The 18,008-nt window shown below is 66.8% G+C and carries 18 protein-coding genes; 6 read left to right on the forward strand and 12 right to left on the reverse strand.

The window, feature by feature from the left end; all coding sequences use genetic code 11:
* Positions 1–6: 6 nt before the first annotated feature.
* Positions 7–183, reverse strand: a complete 177-nt coding sequence (locus EJB06_RS22680; protein WP_164558000.1) for a hypothetical protein — start codon at positions 181–183, stop codon at positions 7–9.
* On the opposite strand from EJB06_RS22680, the gene EJB06_RS32000 reads away from it, so the two are divergent.
* Positions 182–550: a hypothetical protein gene (locus tag EJB06_RS32000; RefSeq protein ID WP_164558001.1), complete on the forward strand. Its 369-nt coding sequence runs from the start codon at positions 182–184 to the stop codon at positions 548–550. The genes EJB06_RS22680 and EJB06_RS32000 overlap by 2 nt on opposite strands.
* Positions 551–643: 93 nt before the next feature.
* Here the strand turns inward: EJB06_RS32000 and EJB06_RS22685 are convergent, their stop codons facing one another.
* Positions 644–1,198, reverse strand: coding sequence for a DNA-deoxyinosine glycosylase (locus EJB06_RS22685; protein WP_126076297.1), 555 nt, complete (start codon positions 1,196–1,198; stop codon positions 644–646).
* An 80-nt stretch (positions 1,199–1,278) separates the two neighbouring features.
* On the opposite strand from EJB06_RS22685, the gene EJB06_RS22690 reads away from it, so the two are divergent.
* The 3 genes from EJB06_RS22690 to EJB06_RS22700 all read left to right on the forward strand — a co-directional run bounded on the left by EJB06_RS22690 (position 1,279) and on the right by EJB06_RS22700 (position 3,246).
* A complete protein-coding gene (locus tag EJB06_RS22690) occupies positions 1,279–1,725 on the forward strand; it encodes an Mpo1 family 2-hydroxy fatty acid dioxygenase (RefSeq protein WP_126076298.1) in 447 nt (148 codons plus the stop codon).
* A gap of 70 nt (positions 1,726–1,795) precedes the next feature.
* Entirely contained in the window at positions 1,796–2,758 is a 963-nt protein-coding gene (locus tag EJB06_RS22695; RefSeq protein WP_126076299.1) for a DMT family transporter, read from the forward strand.
* Entirely contained in the window at positions 2,755–3,246 is a 492-nt protein-coding gene (locus EJB06_RS22700; RefSeq protein ID WP_126076300.1) for a GNAT family N-acetyltransferase, read from the forward strand. Before EJB06_RS22695 ends, EJB06_RS22700 begins: the two co-directional genes overlap by 4 nt.
* 219 nt (positions 3,247–3,465) lie before the next feature.
* On the opposite strand, the gene EJB06_RS22705 is transcribed toward EJB06_RS22700, so the two are convergent.
* The 8 genes from EJB06_RS22705 to EJB06_RS22740 form a co-directional block, all read right to left on the reverse strand.
* Positions 3,466–4,959 carry an ABC transporter permease/substrate-binding protein gene (locus tag EJB06_RS22705; protein WP_126076301.1) on the reverse strand — a complete coding sequence of 498 codons (1,494 nt, stop codon included), beginning with the start codon at positions 4,957–4,959 and terminating at the stop codon, positions 3,466–3,468.
* Positions 4,960–4,976: 17 nt separating this feature from the next.
* Positions 4,977–6,212 (reverse strand): imidazolonepropionase, encoded by a 1,236-nt coding sequence (gene hutI / locus EJB06_RS22710; RefSeq protein ID WP_126076302.1) that lies wholly within the window; start codon positions 6,210–6,212, stop codon positions 4,977–4,979.
* A gap of 3 nt (positions 6,213–6,215) precedes the next feature.
* Positions 6,216–6,800: a HutD/Ves family protein gene (locus tag EJB06_RS22715; RefSeq protein ID WP_126076303.1), complete on the reverse strand. Its 585-nt coding sequence runs from the start codon at positions 6,798–6,800 to the stop codon at positions 6,216–6,218.
* Positions 6,797–8,170 carry a formimidoylglutamate deiminase gene (locus EJB06_RS22720; protein WP_126076304.1) on the reverse strand — a complete coding sequence of 458 codons (1,374 nt, stop codon included), beginning with the start codon at positions 8,168–8,170 and terminating at the stop codon, positions 6,797–6,799. Before EJB06_RS22720 ends, EJB06_RS22715 begins: the two co-directional genes overlap by 4 nt.
* A complete protein-coding gene (gene hutG, locus EJB06_RS22725) occupies positions 8,167–8,955 on the reverse strand; it encodes an N-formylglutamate deformylase (protein WP_126076305.1) in 789 nt (262 codons plus the stop codon). The genes EJB06_RS22720 and hutG overlap by 4 nt, the downstream gene beginning before the upstream one ends.
* Positions 8,956–8,995: 40 nt before the next feature.
* Positions 8,996–10,561, reverse strand: a complete 1,566-nt coding sequence (gene hutH, locus EJB06_RS22730; RefSeq protein ID WP_126076306.1) for a histidine ammonia-lyase — start codon at positions 10,559–10,561, stop codon at positions 8,996–8,998.
* Between the two features lie 32 nt (positions 10,562–10,593).
* A complete protein-coding gene (gene hutU, locus EJB06_RS22735) occupies positions 10,594–12,306 on the reverse strand; it encodes a urocanate hydratase (protein ID WP_126076307.1) in 1,713 nt (570 codons plus the stop codon).
* Positions 12,307–12,426: 120 nt separating this feature from the next.
* Positions 12,427–14,097 (reverse strand): amidohydrolase, encoded by a 1,671-nt coding sequence (locus tag EJB06_RS22740; RefSeq protein ID WP_126076308.1) that lies wholly within the window; start codon positions 14,095–14,097, stop codon positions 12,427–12,429.
* A 257-nt stretch (positions 14,098–14,354) separates the two neighbouring features.
* On the opposite strand from EJB06_RS22740, the gene EJB06_RS22745 reads away from it, so the two are divergent.
* A complete protein-coding gene (locus tag EJB06_RS22745) occupies positions 14,355–15,038 on the forward strand; it encodes a transposase (RefSeq protein ID WP_126076309.1) in 684 nt (227 codons plus the stop codon).
* A 124-nt stretch (positions 15,039–15,162) separates the two neighbouring features.
* Here the strand turns inward: EJB06_RS22745 and EJB06_RS22750 are convergent, their stop codons facing one another.
* Both EJB06_RS22750 and ada read right to left on the reverse strand, forming a co-directional pair.
* The gene (locus EJB06_RS22750) at positions 15,163–15,858 is read right to left on the reverse strand and encodes a 2OG-Fe(II) oxygenase (protein ID WP_126076310.1); all 696 of its coding nucleotides are present in this window, start codon (positions 15,856–15,858) and stop codon (positions 15,163–15,165) included.
* Positions 15,855–17,045 carry a bifunctional DNA-binding transcriptional regulator/O6-methylguanine-DNA methyltransferase Ada gene (ada, locus tag EJB06_RS22755; protein WP_126076311.1) on the reverse strand — a complete coding sequence of 397 codons (1,191 nt, stop codon included), beginning with the start codon at positions 17,043–17,045 and terminating at the stop codon, positions 15,855–15,857. The genes EJB06_RS22750 and ada overlap by 4 nt, the downstream gene beginning before the upstream one ends.
* 138 nt (positions 17,046–17,183) lie before the next feature.
* Between ada and hutC the strand changes: the two genes are divergently transcribed.
* Positions 17,184–17,903, forward strand: a complete 720-nt coding sequence (hutC, locus tag EJB06_RS22760; protein ID WP_126076312.1) for a histidine utilization transcriptional repressor HutC — start codon at positions 17,184–17,186, stop codon at positions 17,901–17,903.
* The last annotated feature ends 105 nt before the right edge of the window (positions 17,904–18,008 follow it).

An 18,008-nucleotide genomic window follows, 5' to 3' on the forward strand; every position in this document is an offset into this window, starting at 1 on the left:
AGCCGATCAGCACCACACGCCCAGATCGTGGCCCCAGTAACCGTCGGCGCGATGCTCTTCGCCGGAGCAGCCGGCGCTGGCGACGCCGTCGCGCAGTTTCCATTGCGGCGCCGGGTTGGCTTGCTTTTCCTTTTTTTCTGCGAGTTTGAAGGCAAACAGCTTGGTGTTCTCTTGCTTTTCCATGGACCGGTCTTTCAAAAAAGTGAAGTCGACGACAGTGGCGGGGATAAAAAAAAGCCCTGCGATACGCAAGGCTTTTTATCCGGTGAATCGGTCAGCAGTAGATGCCGTTGTCGCGGCCTGGGCGGCGGTCGCCGCGCGCATCAGGACCGGAGCAGCCGGCAGTGGAAACGCCTTCGCGTGCTTGCCACTGTGGTGCGGGTTTGACTTCCTTGGTTTTTTTCTCGGCCAGCTTGAACGCGAACGTTTTCATTCCATTTTGATTTTTCATTTCCGTATCTTTCTAAAAAATAGCGAAATTCAATCCAACGGTGTACCGCTTGTAGCGGCAAGGAAATCCTATTCCGATGACAAACTTGCGTCAAGATAAAAATTATTCTTTGCTTAATGCATATCGCATTGACGCAGGTCAGCAAGATTCCAGGCACCAATCCCGCCCTGCGATGCGAACGCCTGGAGGCGGCTACGCCAGGTCGCTCGCAAGGGGCCGCGCATGATCGCGCAATGTGCGCCATACCAGCATCTTTTCCGCATACGGCGCCGTGTACGCCGGACTGCTCGACGGCAAGTTCACGATGCGATAGCGCTGCGCCAGCCCGCCCAGCGCCTTCACGCCCAGCCGCGCCGCCGTGCCGCCATTGAAGGCAATCGTCGCCAGCTGCGGCAAGCTCTCGACCAGCCCCGCCAGGTCGTTGCCGACCTGGCCGCGAATCTGACTGTCCAGGCTGCCTTCGCGGCGGGCTTCGGCCACCACATCCCACAGGCCGATACCGTGCGCCAGCAGCGCCGCCAGGCGCGCCTCGTAATCGAGCGCCACCAGGTCGGCGCCGGTCACTTCCGACATCAAGGCCCAGAAACGGTTCTGGCGATGGCCGTAGTACTGCTGCTGCGCAAGCGAGCGCTCGCCCGGCAGGCTGCCGAGCACCAGGATGCGCGTGCGGACGTCGACCACCGGCGCAAAACAGCGCTTGAGCTGCGGCGCATCCGGGTCGGCATCGGCGGGCTGGAAATGGTTCATGGCAGCGATTCTAGCAGCCCCCAGGACAGGTGTAGAATCGTCTGGCAAGCCAATCACGACAACAAAATCCGGAGACTCCCATGGACCAAGCATCGGCGCCGCGCGCCATCGATACCTTGCTCGCCAAATACAGCGAAAGCCACCTGAACCACACCAACGAGTTGATTCACTTTGTCTGCGTGCCGGTGATCGTGTTTACCCTGCTCGGCATTATCTGGTGGATCCACCCGTTCGCCGCCGTGGCCGTCACCGTGCTGTCGCTGTGCTATTACTTCCAGCTATCGAAACCCTTCGCGCTCGGCATGCTGGCCATGTCGGCGGCGATGCTCGGCCTGCTCAGCCTGATGCCGCCGGCCGCCGTGCTGCCATTGTCGCTGGCCATCTTCGTGCTGGCCTGGATCGGGCAATTTATCGGCCACAAGATCGAGGGTAAAAAGCCATCGTTCTTCGAGGACCTGCGTTTTCTGCTGATCGGCCCGCTGTTCGTGCTGAGCTTCCTGTACCGGCGCCTGAATCTGTCCTGGTAGGCGATATCGCGCACCGATGGGGAATCGAGGATGGCGGGCAGGAAGTCGGGAATCACCGTATACTTTCCGCATGTCATCTCCTCTCCTCTTCGCGATCGCGGCCCTGATCTGGGGCTCCACCTTTTTTGCCATCACCTTGCAGCTGGGCGAAGTCGCGCCGGCGGTGTCGGTGGTCTACCGTTTCGGCCTGGCCTCGGCCACCCTGTTCGCCTGGTGTCTGCTGCGCGGCGACAAGTTATACCTGCCGTGGCGCGCCCAGCGCTGGGTCGTGCTGCAGGGCTTCTTCACCTTCGCCCTCTCCTATGTGTGTACTTACGGTTCCGAGCAATACCTGGTGTCGGGCCTGGTCGCGGTGCTGTTCGCGCTGATGGTGTTCTGGACCCCGATCTGCAGCCGCATCGCGTTCGGCACGCCGATTGCCTGGCGCACCTGGGCGGCCGGCATGATCGCCCTGGTCGGCGTGACGATGCTGTTCTATCGCTCGATTGCGGGCGCCTGGAACGAGATCGCCGGCGGCGGCACCGGCCACTTCCTGCTCGGCCTGACCCTGGCCCTGGCCGCCACCATTGCCAGCTCGGCCGGCACGGTGGTGGTCTCCAAGGTGCGCGAACAATCGTCGAACCTGTTGCTGACCATGGCCTGGTCGATGTTCTGGGGCACCTCGATGGTGACCGCCTGGGCGCTCGCGACCGGCCAGCCCTTCGTGCTGCCGGGCGCGCCGCGTTACTGGATGGCGCTGCTGTACCTGTCGCTGTTCGGCTCGGTGATCGCCTTCCATGCCTACTTTACGCTGATTAACCGCATCGGCTCGGCGAAAGCCGTGTACATCGGCGTGGTCACGCCCGTCATTTCCGTGCTGCTGTCGATCCAGCTCGAGCATTACCGGCCCGGTCCGGTCGAATGGCTGGGCATGGCAGTGTGCCTGGCCAGTGTCGCCTGGGCGCTGCGTGCGCCGGCCGCCGTTGCAACACCTTCCCCTTCAAGCCAACCCGCGCCAGAGGCAAGCCTGGCCGCCATTCCCGAGGTTCCATGACTACCGATAACAACTTCCGCATCCGCCCCGCCCAGCCATCCGACGTTGCCCACATTTACGGCATGATCGTCGAGCTGGCCGTGTTCGAAAAGCTCGAACACCTGGTCGTGGCCACCGAAGCGCAACTGCACGATGCGCTGTTCGGCGAGCGCCCATCGTGCGAAGCCCTGGTCGGCGAGGAGCATGGCGAGGTGGCCTGCTTCGCCCTGTTCTTCCACAATTTTTCGACCTTCCTCACGCGCAAGGGCTTGTACCTGGAAGACCTGTACGTCAAACAAGTCCATCGCGGCAAGGGCTACGGCAAGCAGATGCTGGCCGCGCTGGCGCAACTGGCGGTGCAGCGCCAGTGCGGACGGTTCGAGTGGTCGGTGCTCGACTGGAACGAGAACGCCATCAACTTCTACAAGGGCATGGGAGCGCAGATCTTGCCGGACTGGCGCATCTGCCGCGTCGACGGCGAAGCGCTGGCCAAGCTGGCGGCGGCCTGAAAAAGAAAAAGCCCACGGGTTAAATTCACCGTGGGCAAACCCATTTTTTAGAATGGGGAGGGGAGACTGGAGACAATCTACGGCTTCACTATAGTTGCCGGTCAGCGTGAATTGGCGGGCCTTTACAATTGCTTACCGGTGTAAGCAATTATTACCCTCCCAAAAACCGCAGGCTTGACACGGCGCAAATGAGGAAACACGTCGTTCAAACACGCAACACTAATTGCGGCGCGCGATCAAGCGTTCTCCTGCTTCAAACAGACCCTGGGTCAGCAAGGCCAGCAGCGCCGCCGGAATCGCCCCAGCCAGCAACATATCGTTATCGTTGAGCGCCAGGCCGATCGTGATGCGCTCGCCGAATCCGCCCGCGCCGATGAAGGCCGCAATCGTCGCCGTGCCGACGCTCATCACCGCCGCCGTCTTGATGCCCGCCAGGATGACCGGCAGCGCCAGCGGCAGCTCGACATCGATCAATGTCGCGCGCCGCCCCAGCCCCAGGGCCTGCGCCGCCGTGCGCAAGCCCTGCGGCACGCCGAGCAGGCCGGTGCAGGTGTTGCGCACGATCGGCAGCAGCGCGTACACGAACAGCGCCACCAGCGCCGGCACGGTGCCGATCATGCCCAGCAGCGGAATCAGGATCGCCAGCAGGGCCAGCGACGGCACCGTCTGCAGCATCCCGGCCAGCGCCAGCACCGGTTGCCGCAGGCGCGGCGCAAACGCGGCCACGATCCCGAGCGGAATGCCGACCAGGCAGGCCAGGATCACCGATGCCAGCACCAGCACGAGGTGCTGGCGCGTCAGGGTCCACAGGCTGGCGTCGAATATCTTGGTGATCAGGCCGGCGCGCGCGTCGCCCGCCGCATTGGCCGGGCTCAGCCAGTGCCTGGCCACGGCGGCGAAGCTCTTGCCTTCCAGTTCCACCTGCGCGTTCATGGCGATCATCTGTTCGGCGCTGATGCGCCCTTCCAGGGCGGCGATGGCCGCCCACTCCTTCGGGAAGCGCTGCGGCGCGTCGAGCCGGTACAGCAGCATGGCGTCGTAGCGCGGAAAATAGCCCAGGTCGTCCTTGAGCACGCGCAGGCCGTACTGGCGGATCTTGGCGTCGGTCGAGTAGATGTCGATCAGGTCGACCTGGCGCTGCGCCAGGGCCTCGTAGGCGATGCCGTGATCGAGGCCGCGCGGCGTGTGCGGCAGGCCGTAGCGCTGCTTCAGGCCCGGCCAGCCATCGGCGCGGCCGATGAATTCGTGCGACAGGCCGAGTTTGAGCGTCGGCTGGCGCGCCAGGTCCGACAGGCTCTCGATCCCCTTGCTGTCGGCGCGCATGGCCAGCGCGTAGGTATTGTTAAAGCCCAGCGGCACGGCCACGCCCAGGCCCATGGGTTGCAAGGCCGCGCGCATCTGCTCGAGCGAACTGGCGCTGCTGTTCTTGAGGATTTCGAGGTCGATCGTGCCCATATATTCGGGATACACGTCGATGCTGCCGGCCTGCAGGGCGGCCAGCACGATGGCCGTATTGCCCAGGCCCTGGCGGTGTTCGGCCCTGCCGCCCCGGGCGGCGGCGCTCTGGGTCAGCACCTCGCCCAGGATGTACGACTCGGTAAAGCGCTTGGAACCGACGCGCAGGGTGTCGGCATCGGCCGCCGTGGCGGCGCCTCCCAGGACCAGCGTCAACACAGCTACCCAGCGCAAGGCCGTGGCAAAAAAGGTGCGCACGGCACTCTCCCGACAAATTAATCGGGCAAGCTTACCACCGGTTTGCGCAGCACGCCCGCATTCACGACAGCGCGGCAGGGGTTCAGGCCCATGGCGTACGACAGGTCGGCCGGACGGGCGATGTTCCACAGCGCGAAGTCGGCGCGTTTGCCGACCGCCAGCGAGCCGATCTCGGCCGCCAGGCCGAGCGCGCGCGCGGCGTGGATGGTGGCGCCGGCCAGCGCCTCCTGCGGCGTCAGGCGCCACAGGGTGCAGGCCATGTTCATCGCCAGCAGGATCGAGGTCAGGGGCGAGGTGCCGGGATTGCAGTCGGTGGCCACCGCCATCGGCACGCTTGCCGCGCGCAGCGCCGCCACCGGCGGCTGCACGGTATCGCGCAGGAAGTAGTAGGCGCCCGGCAGCAGCACCGCCACCGTGCCGGCGGCCGCCATCGCATCGATGCCGGCCAGGCTGAGGTGTTCCAGGTGGTCGGCCGAGAGCCCGCCGAAGCGCGCCACCAGTTGCGCCCCGCCCTGGTCCGACAGCTGTTCCGCGTGCAGCTTGACCGGCATGCCGTGGCGCCGCGCCGCCTCGAAAATGCGCTCGGTCTGGTCCCTGGTAAAGCCGATGCGCTCGCAGAAGGCGTCGACCGCGTCGGCCAGGCCGAGCGCCGCCAGTTGCGGCAGCATGTGCTGGCAGATCTCGTCGACGTAATCGTCGGCGCGGCCGGCGAATTCGGGCGGCAGCGCATGCGCGCCGAGGAAGGTGGTCGAGACGCGCACCGGCAGCACCTGCCCCACGCGGCGCGCCGCGCGCAGCATCTTGGCCTCGTCGTCCAGGCTCAGGCCGTAGCCGGACTTGATTTCGAGCGTGGTCACGCCTTCGGCCAGCAGGCTGGCCACGCGCGCCAGGCTCTGGCGCAGCAATTCGTCTTCCGGGGCGGCGCGCGTTGCGCGCACGGTGGACATGATGCCGCCGCCGGCCTTGGCGATCTCTTCATAGGTGGCGCCGTTCAGGCGCGCCTCGAATTCGTCGCTGCGGTTGCCGGCGTGGACGATGTGGGTATGGCAGTCGATCAGGCCCGGCGTGAGCCAGCAGCCGCCGCCATCGTGCACGCTGGCCGCCCGCGGCGCCTCGGCGCGCGGCCCGAGCCAGGCGATGCGCCCGTCGGCCACCGCAATGGCGCCGTCACGCAGTTCGCCATAGCCCTGCTCCATGGTGGCCAGGTGCACATTGGTAAACAGGGCGTCGCAAGGGGTGTCGCGCTGCGTCATCGCTCAATCCTCATGGAAGTGGATATCGACGATGAAAATCGTCGCCTGGCCCGCTTCGAGGGTCCAGCTGGCGTCGCCGTCGAACAGCACGGCGTCGTAGCGCACCATGCCGAAGCGCTGCTCGTCGTTGCTCACTTCCAGGCTGTCGCCTTCGGCCAGGAACAGCACCGTCAGGTCGGCCCGCGTGGCGAAGCCGGACATGCCCGACAGGCTGCGCCTGCCCAGCTGGTGCGCACAGCGCGCGCGCCGCGTCATGACGTTGAAGTCGGTGGTCGGGCGGGCGCCCACGGTGGCGGCGACCTGCGCCTCGCCGGCGAATTCCAGCACCGGCTCGTCCTCGCTGAGCACGAAGCGGCCGTCGCCGTCGATATCGAGCGTCACGCCCGGGCCGTCGACCAGCGCCAGGGTGCGGTCGATGCCCTCGAAGACCGAGAACGGCCCGCTGGCCGCGATGGTGGCGAGGCTGATGCGCCAGTCGAAGGTGTCGAGCCCCGCGCCAGGGGGCGAAATGGCGATTTCGGTGGTGCTGCCGCCGCCGTTTTTCCACGGGGAGGCAAGCAGGCTGGCGTAGGGGATCAGGATGGTCATGGTCGTAGCTTGCGCAGTTCGGCGATGGTCTGTTTGTAGCGCTGCGCAATCGCCCCTTGCGCAATGTGCTCGCGATGGCGCACGACCCAGCGGCCGCCCACCATCACATCCCTGACTGGATTGTCGTTACCGCAAAAGATGACACTGCCCAGCACATCGTCGGCGCCGATGCCGGCCAGGTTCGGCGAATCGCTGTCCAGTACCAGCAGGTCGGCCCGTTTGCCCGCCTCCAGCACGCCCACCGGGCGTCCGCTGGCCAGCGCGCCGCCATGCAAGGCACTGTGCCACAAAAAGTCGCCCACGCGGCGCTGCGTTGGGGACGAGGCCACATTGCGCTTCTGGTGCAGCAGGCGCTGGCCGTATTCGAGCCAGCGCAGTTCTTCCAGCGGCGACTGCGACACATGGCTGTCGCTGCCGATGCCGATGCGCCCGCCGGCGGCCAGGAAGGGCGCGAGCGGGAACAGGCCGTCGCCCAGGTTGGCCTCGGTGGTCGGGCACAGGCCCGCCACGGCGCCGCTGGCGGCCAGCGCCGCCACTTCGCCCTCGTCCAGGTGGGTGGCGTGCACCAGGCACCAGCGCGCATCCAGCGCGACATGGTCCATCAGGTAGCGCACCGGGCGCTGGCCGGTCGCCGCCAGGCACTGCGCGATTTCGCCCTGCTGCTCGGCGATGTGGATGTGCAGCGGACGGCTTGCCGGCAGCGCCGCCAGCACCGCGCGGATCTGGCCGAGCGACGCCGCGCGCAGCGAATGCGGGGCCACGCCGACTTCGACCTGGCTCGAGCGCAAGGGTTCGAGCGCCTCGACGATGCGCAGCACGTCGGCGGCGTCGGTGCGGAAGCGCCCCTGTTGCGGCGCCAGCGGCTGGTCGCCGAAGCCCGCATAGCTGTACAGGACCGGCAGCATGGTCACGCCGATGCCGGTCGCGTGCGCGGCGGCGACCACGCGTTCGGCCGTTTGCGCCGGACGCGCGTACATGGCGCCGTCCTGGTCGCGCTGCACGTAATGGAATTCGCACACCGAGGTGTAGCCGTGGCGCAGGCATTCCGAGAACAGCTGCGCGGCGATGGCCTCGATATGCCCGGGCGTGATGTTGTGGGCGAAGCGGTACATCAGCTGGCGCCAGGTCCAGAAGCTGTCCGGGCCCTCGCCCGCCGTTTCGGTCAGCCCGCCCAAGGCGCGCTGGAAGGCGTGCGAATGCAGGTTGACCATGCCCGGCAGGACGATATCGGCCTCGGGCTCGCCCTGGTGCGGGGCGTCCGGCGCCACCGCCAGCAGCGTGCCGCCGGCATCCCATTCGAGGCGCACGTCGCGCTGCCAACCCTGCGCCAGCAACGCCTGGCGCGCGAACAGCACGCGCGGCTCGCTCATGCCCGCACCCAGCCCACGGCCGCTTCGGTCAGTTTGCGCAGCAGCGGCTGGACCTCGGCCGCGACTTGCGGCCGGTAGGCGAAGGGCGCGCTTTCGTCCATGTACAGCACCTGGCACATCTCGAGCTGGATCGCATGCACGTGCGCATCCGGCTGGCCGTAGTGGCGCGTGATGTAGCCGCCCTTGAAGCGGCCGTTGACGGCCACCGAAAAGCGCTCCTGCGCCCGGGCCACGCCGACCACGGCCTGTTCCAGGCCGGGCGCGCACGAGGTGCCCTGGGCGCTGCCGAAATTGAGGTCCGGCAGGCGCCCTTCGAAAAAGCGCGGCACCACCGAGGCGATCGAATGCGCATCCCACAGCACCACCTTGCCGTGCAGCGCCAGCAGGCGGTCGATTTCGGACCGTAGCTGGCGGTGGTAAGGCTGCCAGTAGCGCACCAGCCGCCCGCGCACGTCGTGCTCGTCGGGCGCCTGGCCTTCCAGGTACAGCGCCGTGCTGGCGAAGGTATCGAGCGGACACAGCCCGGTCGTGTCCATGCCCGGATACAGGTTGGTGTCTTCGGGCGGACGATTCAGGTCGATCACGTAGCGCGACCAGCGCGCGGCCAGGGTCGAGGCCCCCATCTCGCCCAGGAAACCATAGAGCTGCGCCAGGTGCCAGTCGGTGTCGGGACGGGCCAGCGCGTCGGCCGACAGGCGCGCCGCGATGTCGTCCGGGATGTCGGTGCCCACGTGCGGCATCGACACCAGCAAAGGAATACTGCCCGCCTTGAAGTCAAAATCCATGATCGCCCACCTTTACCTTTTTTGCATTATTGCCTGAATATCAATTCGAAGGCACGGCGCCGTACAAGGCCGCGAACAGCGGCTTGCACGATGCGCTCAGTTCGCCGTCCAGCACCATCCGGCGCGCCGCCTCGATATCCGGCGCGAAGAAGCGGTCGGACTCGAAGAACGGCACCTTGCCGCGCAGCTGCCGGTGCACATGCTCCAGGTGCGGCGACGACGTGAGCGGACGGTGGAAATCGATCCCCTGCGCCGCCGCCAGCAGCTCGATGCCGACGATGACGGCGGTATTGTGCGCCATCTCGTCCAGGCGCCGTGCCGCAAACGTCGCCATGCTGACGTGGTCTTCCTGGTTGGCGGAGGTCGGCAGGCTGTCCACGCTGGCCGGATGCGCCAGCGACTTGTTCTCCGACGCCAGCGCGGCGGCGGTGACGTGGGCGATCATGAAGCCGGAATTGACGCCCGGCTCGCGCACCAGGAACGGCGGCAGGCCGGACAGGGTGGCGTCGATCAGCAGCGCGATGCGGCGCTCGGCCAGGCCGCCGATTTCGGCGATCGCCAGCGCCAGCGTGTCGGCCGCAAAGGCGACCGGCTCGGCGTGGAAATTCCCGCCCGAGATGATCTCGCCGGTGTCGGCGAAGATCAGCGGATTGTCGGTCACCGCATTGGCCTCGATCAGGAGGGTGCGCGCGGCGTTCGCGATCAGGTCCATGATCGCGCCCATGACCTGCGGCTGGCAGCGCAGGCTGTACGGATCCTGCACGCGCTCGTCGCCCACCAGGTGCGAGGCGCGGATCGCGCTCGACGCCACCAGCTGGCGATAGATGGCGGCGGCGGCGATCTGGCCCGGCTGGCCGCGCACCTCGTGCACGCGCGCGTCGAACGGCGCATCGCTGCCCTTGGCCGCATCGAGCGACAGGGAACCGGCCACCATGGCCGCTTCCAGCAGGCGCTCGGCCATGAACAGGCCATGCAGCGCCAGCGCGGTCGAGACCTGGGTGCCGTTGATCAGCGCCAGCCCTTCCTTGGGACCGAGCACCACCGGCGCGATGCCGGCCGCCTTGAGCGCGTCGGCCGCTTCCATCAGTTCGCCGTTGACGCGCACCTGGCCCACGCCCAGCATGGCCAGGGTCATGTGCGCCAGCGGCGCCAGGTCGCCCGAGGCGCCGACCGAGCCCTTGGCCGGAATGGCCGGCATGATGCCGGCGTTGTACAGCGCGATCAGGGTATCGATGATGAGCGGACGCACGCCCGAAAAGCCGCGCGCCAGGCTGCCGATTTTCATCAGCACGATCAGGCGCACGACGGCGTCCGGCAGCAGCGCGCCGGTGCCGACCGAGTGCGACAGGATCAGGTTGCGCTGCAGTTCTTCCAGCTGCGCGTCCGGGATGCGGGTCTTGGCCAGGATGCCGAAACCGGTGTTGATGCCGTAGGCGGCGTCGCCCTTGGCGACGATGGCGTCGACCGCCGCGGCCGAAGCCTCGATGACAGGGTAAGCCGATGGCGCCAGCGCCAGCGCACCGGGTGCGGCCCAGACGGCGCGCAGGTCGGCCATGCTCATGGCGCCGGGAGTGAGGGTCCAGCCTTGGTTCGAAGTCGTGTTCATGTGTGCTCTGTTCGGATGTGCGTGAAGGAGGGTTACCGGACCATCGGCAGGTTCAGGCCATTGCGTTTGGCGCAGGCGAGCGCCGTCTCGTAGCCGGCATCGGCGTGGCGCATGACGCCCGAGCCGCTGTCGTTGACCAGCACCCGCGCCAGCCGTTTGGCGGCGGCCTCGCTGCCGTCGGCCACGATCACCACGCCCGAATGCTGCGAGTAGCCCATGCCGACGCCGCCGCCGTGATGCAGCGACACCCAGGTCGCGCCCCCGGCGGTATTGAGCAGCGCGTTCAGGAGCGGCCAGTCGGAGACGGCGTCGGTGCCGTCGCGCATGGCTTCCGTTTCGCGATTCGGGCTGGCGACCGAGCCGGTGTCCAGGTGGTCGCGGCCGATGACGACAGGCGCTTTCAGTTCGCCCGTGCGCACCATCTCGTTGAAGGCCAGGCCGGCGATGTGGCGCTCGCCCAGTCCCAGCCAGCAGATGCGCGCCGGCAGGCCCTGGAAGGCGATGCGCTCGCGCGCCATGTCGAGCCAGTGGTGCACCTGCTTTTGCTCCGGGAACAGCTCCTTGATCTTGGCATCGGTCTTGTAGATATCTTCCGGGTCGCCCGACAGCGCCACCCAGCGGAACGGGCCGCGCCCTTCGCAGAACTGCGGCCGGATATAGGCCGGCACGAAGCCGGGGAAGTCGAAGGCGTTCGCCACGCCCTGGTCCTTGGCCACCTGGCGGATGTTGTTGCCGTAATCGACGGCGTGCACGCCCATCGCATGGAAGTCGAGGATGGCCTGCACGTGCACCGCGCACGACGCTTGCGCGTCGGCGGACAGGCGCGCATGCTGGGACGGGTCCTTCTGCGCCGCCTTCCACTGCTCGACCGTCCAGCCGCGCGGCAGGTAGCCGTTGATCAGGTCGTGCGCCGAGGTCTGGTCGGTCACCAGGTCCGGCACCAGGCCGCCGGCCCTGGCGCGCCGCACCAGCTCCGGCAGCACCTCGGCCGCGTTGCCCAAGAGGCCGATCGACACCGCTTCGCGCGCGGCCGTGTGCTGCTCGATGAGGGCGATGGCGTCGTCGATATCCCTGGCCTGCTTGTCCAGGTAGCGCGTGCGCAGGCGGAAGTCGATGCTGCTCTGCTGGCACTCGATATTGAGCGAGACCGCGCCGGCGAAGGTGGCCGCCAGCGGCTGCGCGCCGCCCATGCCGCCCAGGCCCGCGGTGAGAATCCAGCGTCCGCCCCAGTCGCCGCCGAAATGCTGGCGGCCCGCCTCGGCGAAGGTTTCGTAGGTGCCCTGCACGATGCCCTGGGTGCCGATGTAGATCCAGCTGCCGGCGGTCATCTGCCCGTACATGAACAGGCCCTTGCGGTCGAGTTCATTGAAGTGCTCCCAGTTGGCCCACTTGGGCACCAGGTTCGAATTGGCGATCAGGACGCGCGGCGCGTCGGCGTGGGTCTGGAACACGCCGACCGGCTTGCCGGACTGGATCAGCAGGGTCTGGTCGTCTTCCAGCTCGCGCAGGGAGGCGAGGATCTGGTCGTAGCAGGCCCAGTTGCGGGCCGCGCGGCCGATGCCGCCGTACACCACCAGGTGCCTGGGGTTTTCCGCCACCTCCGCATCCAGATTATTCTGGATCATGCGGTAGGCCGCCTCCGTCAGCCAGCTCTTGCAAGCGAGCTCAGTGCCGCGCGGGGCGCGGATCGTGCGGCTGGCGTCGAAGCGGGGATCGTCATCGAAACTGGTCGGATCGGTGGGCATGGCATCTCCTTCATGAGTTTAGGGGGCAGGCGCGCGCGCAACCGCCACGCGCCCCGTGCAGCTTCAAAGTCTAAGTTGTATATACAACCAAGTCAAATCATTTGTGCACCCCCTCCCCGCCTACTCCTTTTTGAAGACCTGGCGCCCGCCGACCCAGGTTTGCAGCACGCCGACCTTGTGGATGTCGGCCGCCGGCATGCTGAACAGGTCCTGGTCGATCACGATGAAATCGGCCCATTTGCCTTTTTCCAGCGAGCCGGTGGATTTTTCCCGGTGGCCGGCCCAGGCCGCGTCGAGGGTGAAGCAGCGCAGCGCTTCCTTGAGCGTCATGGCCTCGTTGGCGTACCAGCCGGCGGCCGGCCTGCCCGCCGCATCCTGGCGCGTGACGGCCGCGTGGATGCCGAAGAAGGGGTTGGACGACTCCACCGGGAAGTCCGATCCGCAGGCGATGCGCGAGCCCTGCTTGAGAAAGGTGCGCCAGGCGTAGGCGCCCTTGATGCGCTGCGGGCCGACGCGCTGTTCGGCCATGTTCATGTCGGACGTGGCGTGGGTCGGCTGCATCGACGGCACGATGCCGATGGTCTTGAAGCGCGCGATGTCGGCCGGGGCCACGACCTGCGCGTGCTCGATGCGGTGGCGCAGGGACGCACTGTTGTGGCGCGGGATCAGTTGCTGGTAGCCGTCCAGGATCTGGCGGTTGCCGGCGTCGCCGATGGCGTGCACGTTGACCTGGTAGCCGCGCTTCATCGCCTTGTCCATCATGGCGACGATGTCGGCGTCCTTGCGGAACAGCAGGCCGTGCGACGCCGGTTCGTCGCTGTAGGGCGCGATCAGGGCGGCGCCGCGGCTGCCCAGGGCGCCGTCCGAATACAGCTTGACCGCGCGCAGGGCATACAGCTCGCCGGCGTAGGTTTTCAGCGGGCCCCTGGCCGCGAGCTGGTCGAAGTCGGCGCCGACGTCGCCGATCATGCCGTAGATGCGCGCGGTCAGTTTGCCCTGGTCGGCGTAGCTGCGGTAGAGGGCGTCCTGGCCGACGCTCACGCCGGCGTCGTGCACGCTGGTCAGGCCCATCTGCGCGATCTGGCCGAGGGCGCGATCGAGGACGACTTTGGCCTGGGCTTCGGATTGCTTGGGCAGCACCTTGGCGACCAGGTCCTGGGCGGCGTCGATCAGGACCCCGGTGGCGTTGCCGTCGGCGTCGCGCACGATCTTGCCGCCGGCGGGATCGGGGGTGTCCTTGCCGATGCCCGCCAGTTGCAGCGCGCGCGTGTTGGCCCAGCCGGCGTGGCCGTCGACGCGTTCGAGCCAGATGGGGCGGTCGGCGACGGCGCCATCGAGTTCGGCGGCGGTGGGGAAGCGGCCCAGCTTCCAGATCTCCTGGTTCCAGCCGCGTCCGCGCAGCCAGGCGTGCGAGGGATTGGCGCGGGCGTAGTCGGCGGCGGCCTTGAGGGCATCGGCCAGGGTGGCGCTGCCGGCCAGGTCGAGCTGGGTGAGCATCTCGCCGAGGCCGAACACGTGGCCGTGGGCGTCGATCAGGCCGGGCAGGACGGTTTTGCCTTGCAGGTCGATGTGGCGCGCCTTGGGCGCCCTGGCGCGGGTCTGGGCGGCGCTGCCGACGGCCAGGATGCGGCCCTTGTCGTCGAACGCCAGGGACGTGAAGCGCAGCAGCTCGTTGCGGCTGTCGAGGGTATAGCCGTTGGCGTTATCGAGGACGGTGTCCGCCTGCGCCGGCGCGAGCGGCCCGAGGGCGGCGAGGATGGCGAGGCAGCACTGCAGAGGGATCGGACGCATCATGTCTCCATTCGGTGGGCAAGACCAAAGTGTAGCGCGCTTTGCTTTGTCGTCAACGTGTTGCTACACCGCTGCTACACCGGGGTCAGAGCTTTAACTTGCAATTAAATTCTCAATCGCATGATGTCGAGGCCATCGGGGTCAGAGCTTTCATTAGCAATAAAACCGCCTGCGGTTGATGCAAGGCCATGATCAAACCGCCTCAAGGGATACGCTGGTGCAGCTTAGTTATGTCCAACTATTTTCGAGAGTAACTTATGCCTCGCCGCCCCCGCCTGACCGTCCCGAACGTTCCACTTCACATCATTCAACGAGGAAATAACCGCTTGCCGTGCTTTTTTTCTGAAGCAGATTATCTGGTGTATCTCGACATGCTCCGGCGCTCCGCTCAACAGGCAGGATGCCGTGTGCATGCATATGTACTGATGACCAACCACGTGCATTTACTGCTCACTCCGCAGTCCTGCTCATCGCCTGCGATCATGATGAAAGCACTGGGAGAACGTTATGTTCCGTATATCAACCGGCGCCGCAACCGCACCGGTACCTTATGGGAGGGACGATATCGCTCCTGCCTGGTGCAGGACGCGGAATACCTGTTTGTATGCCAACGCTACATCGAACTGAACCCTGTGAGGGCAAGCATGGTGACTCATCCACTCGACTACCGGTGGTCGAGCTATCAAGCCAACGCCTACGGCGAGAAAAGCAATATTGTCGAACCTCACTCCCTCTACATGGCGCTCGGGACCGAGCGGTTCGAACGCGAACGCAGGTATCGTGCACTGTTCGAAAATGAAATGCCCTGGGGAATGGTCGAGCAAGTACGCAAGGCAACGCATCGGAACGCGGTTTTCGGAAGCGAAGACTTCATTGAACGGATGGCAATTGCCAGTGACAACGACGTCATGCCACGGCGCAGGGGACGGTGTCGAGACTGAACCATCGACAATGATTTCATTTAAAAGCTCTGACCCCGGTTGTAGGAATTCTGACCGTCGTCGTCAGGCTAAGATGGCTCACCGGCAACAATTTCAAATTAAAGCTCTGACCCTGGTTGTAGGACTATTCGGCGTCGTGGAAGATGATGCCGAGGGTGTGGCGTTGTCCGGCGTGCAGGCGGCTGACGCCGTGGCGCATCGTGACGCGGTAGGCGCCGCGCGTGCCGTTGACCGGCCGCTGGTTCACCGGAAAGATCACGGCGTCGCCCTGCCCCAGCCCCACCACCTCGACCCGCGATTGCATGCGCGGCCGCTGTTCGGTCAGGACGAATTCGCCGCCGCTGAAATCGTCCTGCGGCCGCGATAGCAGCACCGCGACCTGCAAGGGAAACACGTGTTCGCCATACAGGTCCTGGTGCAGGCAGTTGTAGTCGCCCGCGCGGTAGCGCAGGATCAAGGGCGTGGGCCGCTCCTGCCCTGCCGCGTGGCAGCGCGCCAAAAATTCCGCGTGCGACGCCGGAAAGCGGGTGGCGATCCGCATCGCCTCGTGCCAGCGGTTGGCGATGCGCGCCAGCGGCCCGTACAGCCCTGCGCGCAGCGCAGCGAGGCCCTCGGGCAGCGGATACGCAAAGTAGCGGTATTCGCCGCGCCCGAAACCGTGCCGCTCCATCACGACCCGGCTGCGGTAGCGCGCCTCGTCGTCGTAGGCGCCGGCGTAGGCGCGGCAGGTCGCGCCGTCCAGCAAGCCCTTGACCACGGCGCAGCCGTGCGCGTCGAGATCGGCGCCGGCCAGCTCCCAGTCGACCGACCCGGCGCTCATGCCCCGCCCTCGCTCTCGCGGTCGAGCAGGATGCGCTTGCGCTCGACGCCCCAGCGGTAGCCGGACAGCGCGCCGTCGGTGCGCACCACGCGGTGGCAGGGAATGGCGACCGCCACCGGGTTGGCGGCGCAGGCCCCGGCAATCGCGCGCGCCCCCGCCGGCATGCCGATGCGCGCCGCCAGTTCGGCGTAGCTGACCGTCTGCCCCGCCGGAATCTCGCGCAAGGCTTGCCAGACGCGCTGCTGGAAGGCGGTGCCGCGCACGTCGAGCGGCAGGTCGAGTCCGACATTCGGCGCTTCGACCAGGCCGACCACGCGCGCCACCGTTTCTTCATAAGCGGCATCGGCGCCGCGCAGCTCGGCCGCGGGAAAACGGTCCTGCAGGTCGCGCGCCAGCGCATCCGGATCGTCGCCGATCAGGATGGCGCAGATGCCTTTCTCGGTCGATGCCACCAGAATCGCACCGAGCGAGCAGGCGCCGATGGCGAAGCGGATCACGGCGCCGCTGCCGCCGGCGCGCCAGGCGGTCGGGGTCATGCCCAGCCGCGCGGGGGCATTCGCATAAAAACGCCCGCTCGAGTTGTAGCCGGCCGCGTAAATGGCTTCGGTCACGCTGCCGGCCGTGGCCAGGCCGGCGTCGACCTTGCCGGCGCGGCGCGCGGCGGCATACGCCTTGGGGGTGATGCCGGTGTGCTGCTTGAAGATGCGGTGAAAGTGAAAACGGCTCATGCCGCAGGCCGTGGCCAGGCTGTCGAGGTCCGGCTCGGCCTCGCTGGCGTCGATCAGGCGGCAGGCTTGCGCGACCACCCGCGCGTGGCGCTCGGCCAGCGGCGGCTGGTCGGGCTTGCAGCGCAGGCAGGGACGAAAGCCGGCCCGCTCGGCATCGGCGCCGCTGGCGTGGAAGGCGACGTTGGCGCGCAGCGCCGCGCGCGCGCCGCACGAGGGCCGGCAGTACACGCCGGTGGTGCGCACCGAATAGTAAAAGCGGCCGTCGGCGCCGCCGTCGCGCCGCTGCACGGCGGCCCAGCGCGCCTCGTCGCTGCCGAAAGGGTCGATTCCGGCGCCGATCGCCGTGCCGCTGGCGACGTCGCTGGCGACGTCGCTTGTGAGGTCGCTGGTGACGTCGCTGGTGAGGTCGCTTGTGACGTCGCTTGTATTGACGCTGGTTCTCTCGATTGCTCTGTTCATTGCCCTGCTCCCGATCCTGTTCGCATGCCCCCATACTGGGCCACGCGGCGCCGGCAGGCTTCCCGTCGCTTGCTTTTGAATCCGGGCGCGCCGCCCCGGTGCTAAAATCGGGTTTTGAGCCGGCTTTCGGAGAGTAGTTTGGAACAGCAGATTGCGCAAGACACGACGCCGATTTTCCAGCGCATCAAGGATTATCTGCTGGGCGAGATCGCCGCCGGCCGCTGGAAGGAGGGCGATGTGGTGCCGTCCGAACAGGCCCTGGTGCGCCAGTTCGGGGTCTCGCGCATGACCGTCAACCGCGCCGTGCGCGAACTGACCGCCGAGCAGGTGCTGACGCGCCGCCAGGGCTCGGGCACCTTCGTCGCGCCGCAGAAATACCAGGCTACCCTGGTCGAAATCCGCAGCATCGCCGATGAAATCCGCGCGCGCGGCCACGCCCACCGCAGCAGCCTGCACCTGCTGGAAAAGGGCCGCGCGAGCGAACTGCTGGCGCGCCAGTTCGAACTGGCGCCGGGCCAGCCGCTGTTTCATTCGGTGATCGTGCACTTCGAGAACGAGGTGCCGATCCAGGTCGAGGACCGCTGGGTCAATCCGGCCTGCGCGCCGGCTTACCTGGCCCAGGATTTTTCGGCCATGACGCCCAACGAGCACCTGATGCAGGCCGCGCCCCTGCAAGGCGCCAGCTACAGCATCGAGGCCCTGCCCGCCCCGCGCGAGATCGCCGCCATGCTGGCGGTGGCGCCGCGCCAGTGCTGCCTGGTGCTCAAGCGCCAGACCCGCGCCCTGGGACAGGTTGCCTCGGTGGTGACAATGTGGCATCCCGGCCAGTTATATCAGTTCACCGGCAAACTTGGCTGAATCGCCACAAGCGCGCCCACGCAGCAGAAATACGACACTTTTATCCGCACGATACGCGAAGATTCCTGTTGGTAAATTCTCTCCGCCAAAAAATGGCTACTATGG

The sequence above is a fragment of the Massilia atriviolacea genome, assembly GCF_003953935.1.
Classification (GTDB): Bacteria; Pseudomonadota; Gammaproteobacteria; order Burkholderiales; family Burkholderiaceae_D; genus Telluria_A; species Telluria_A atriviolacea.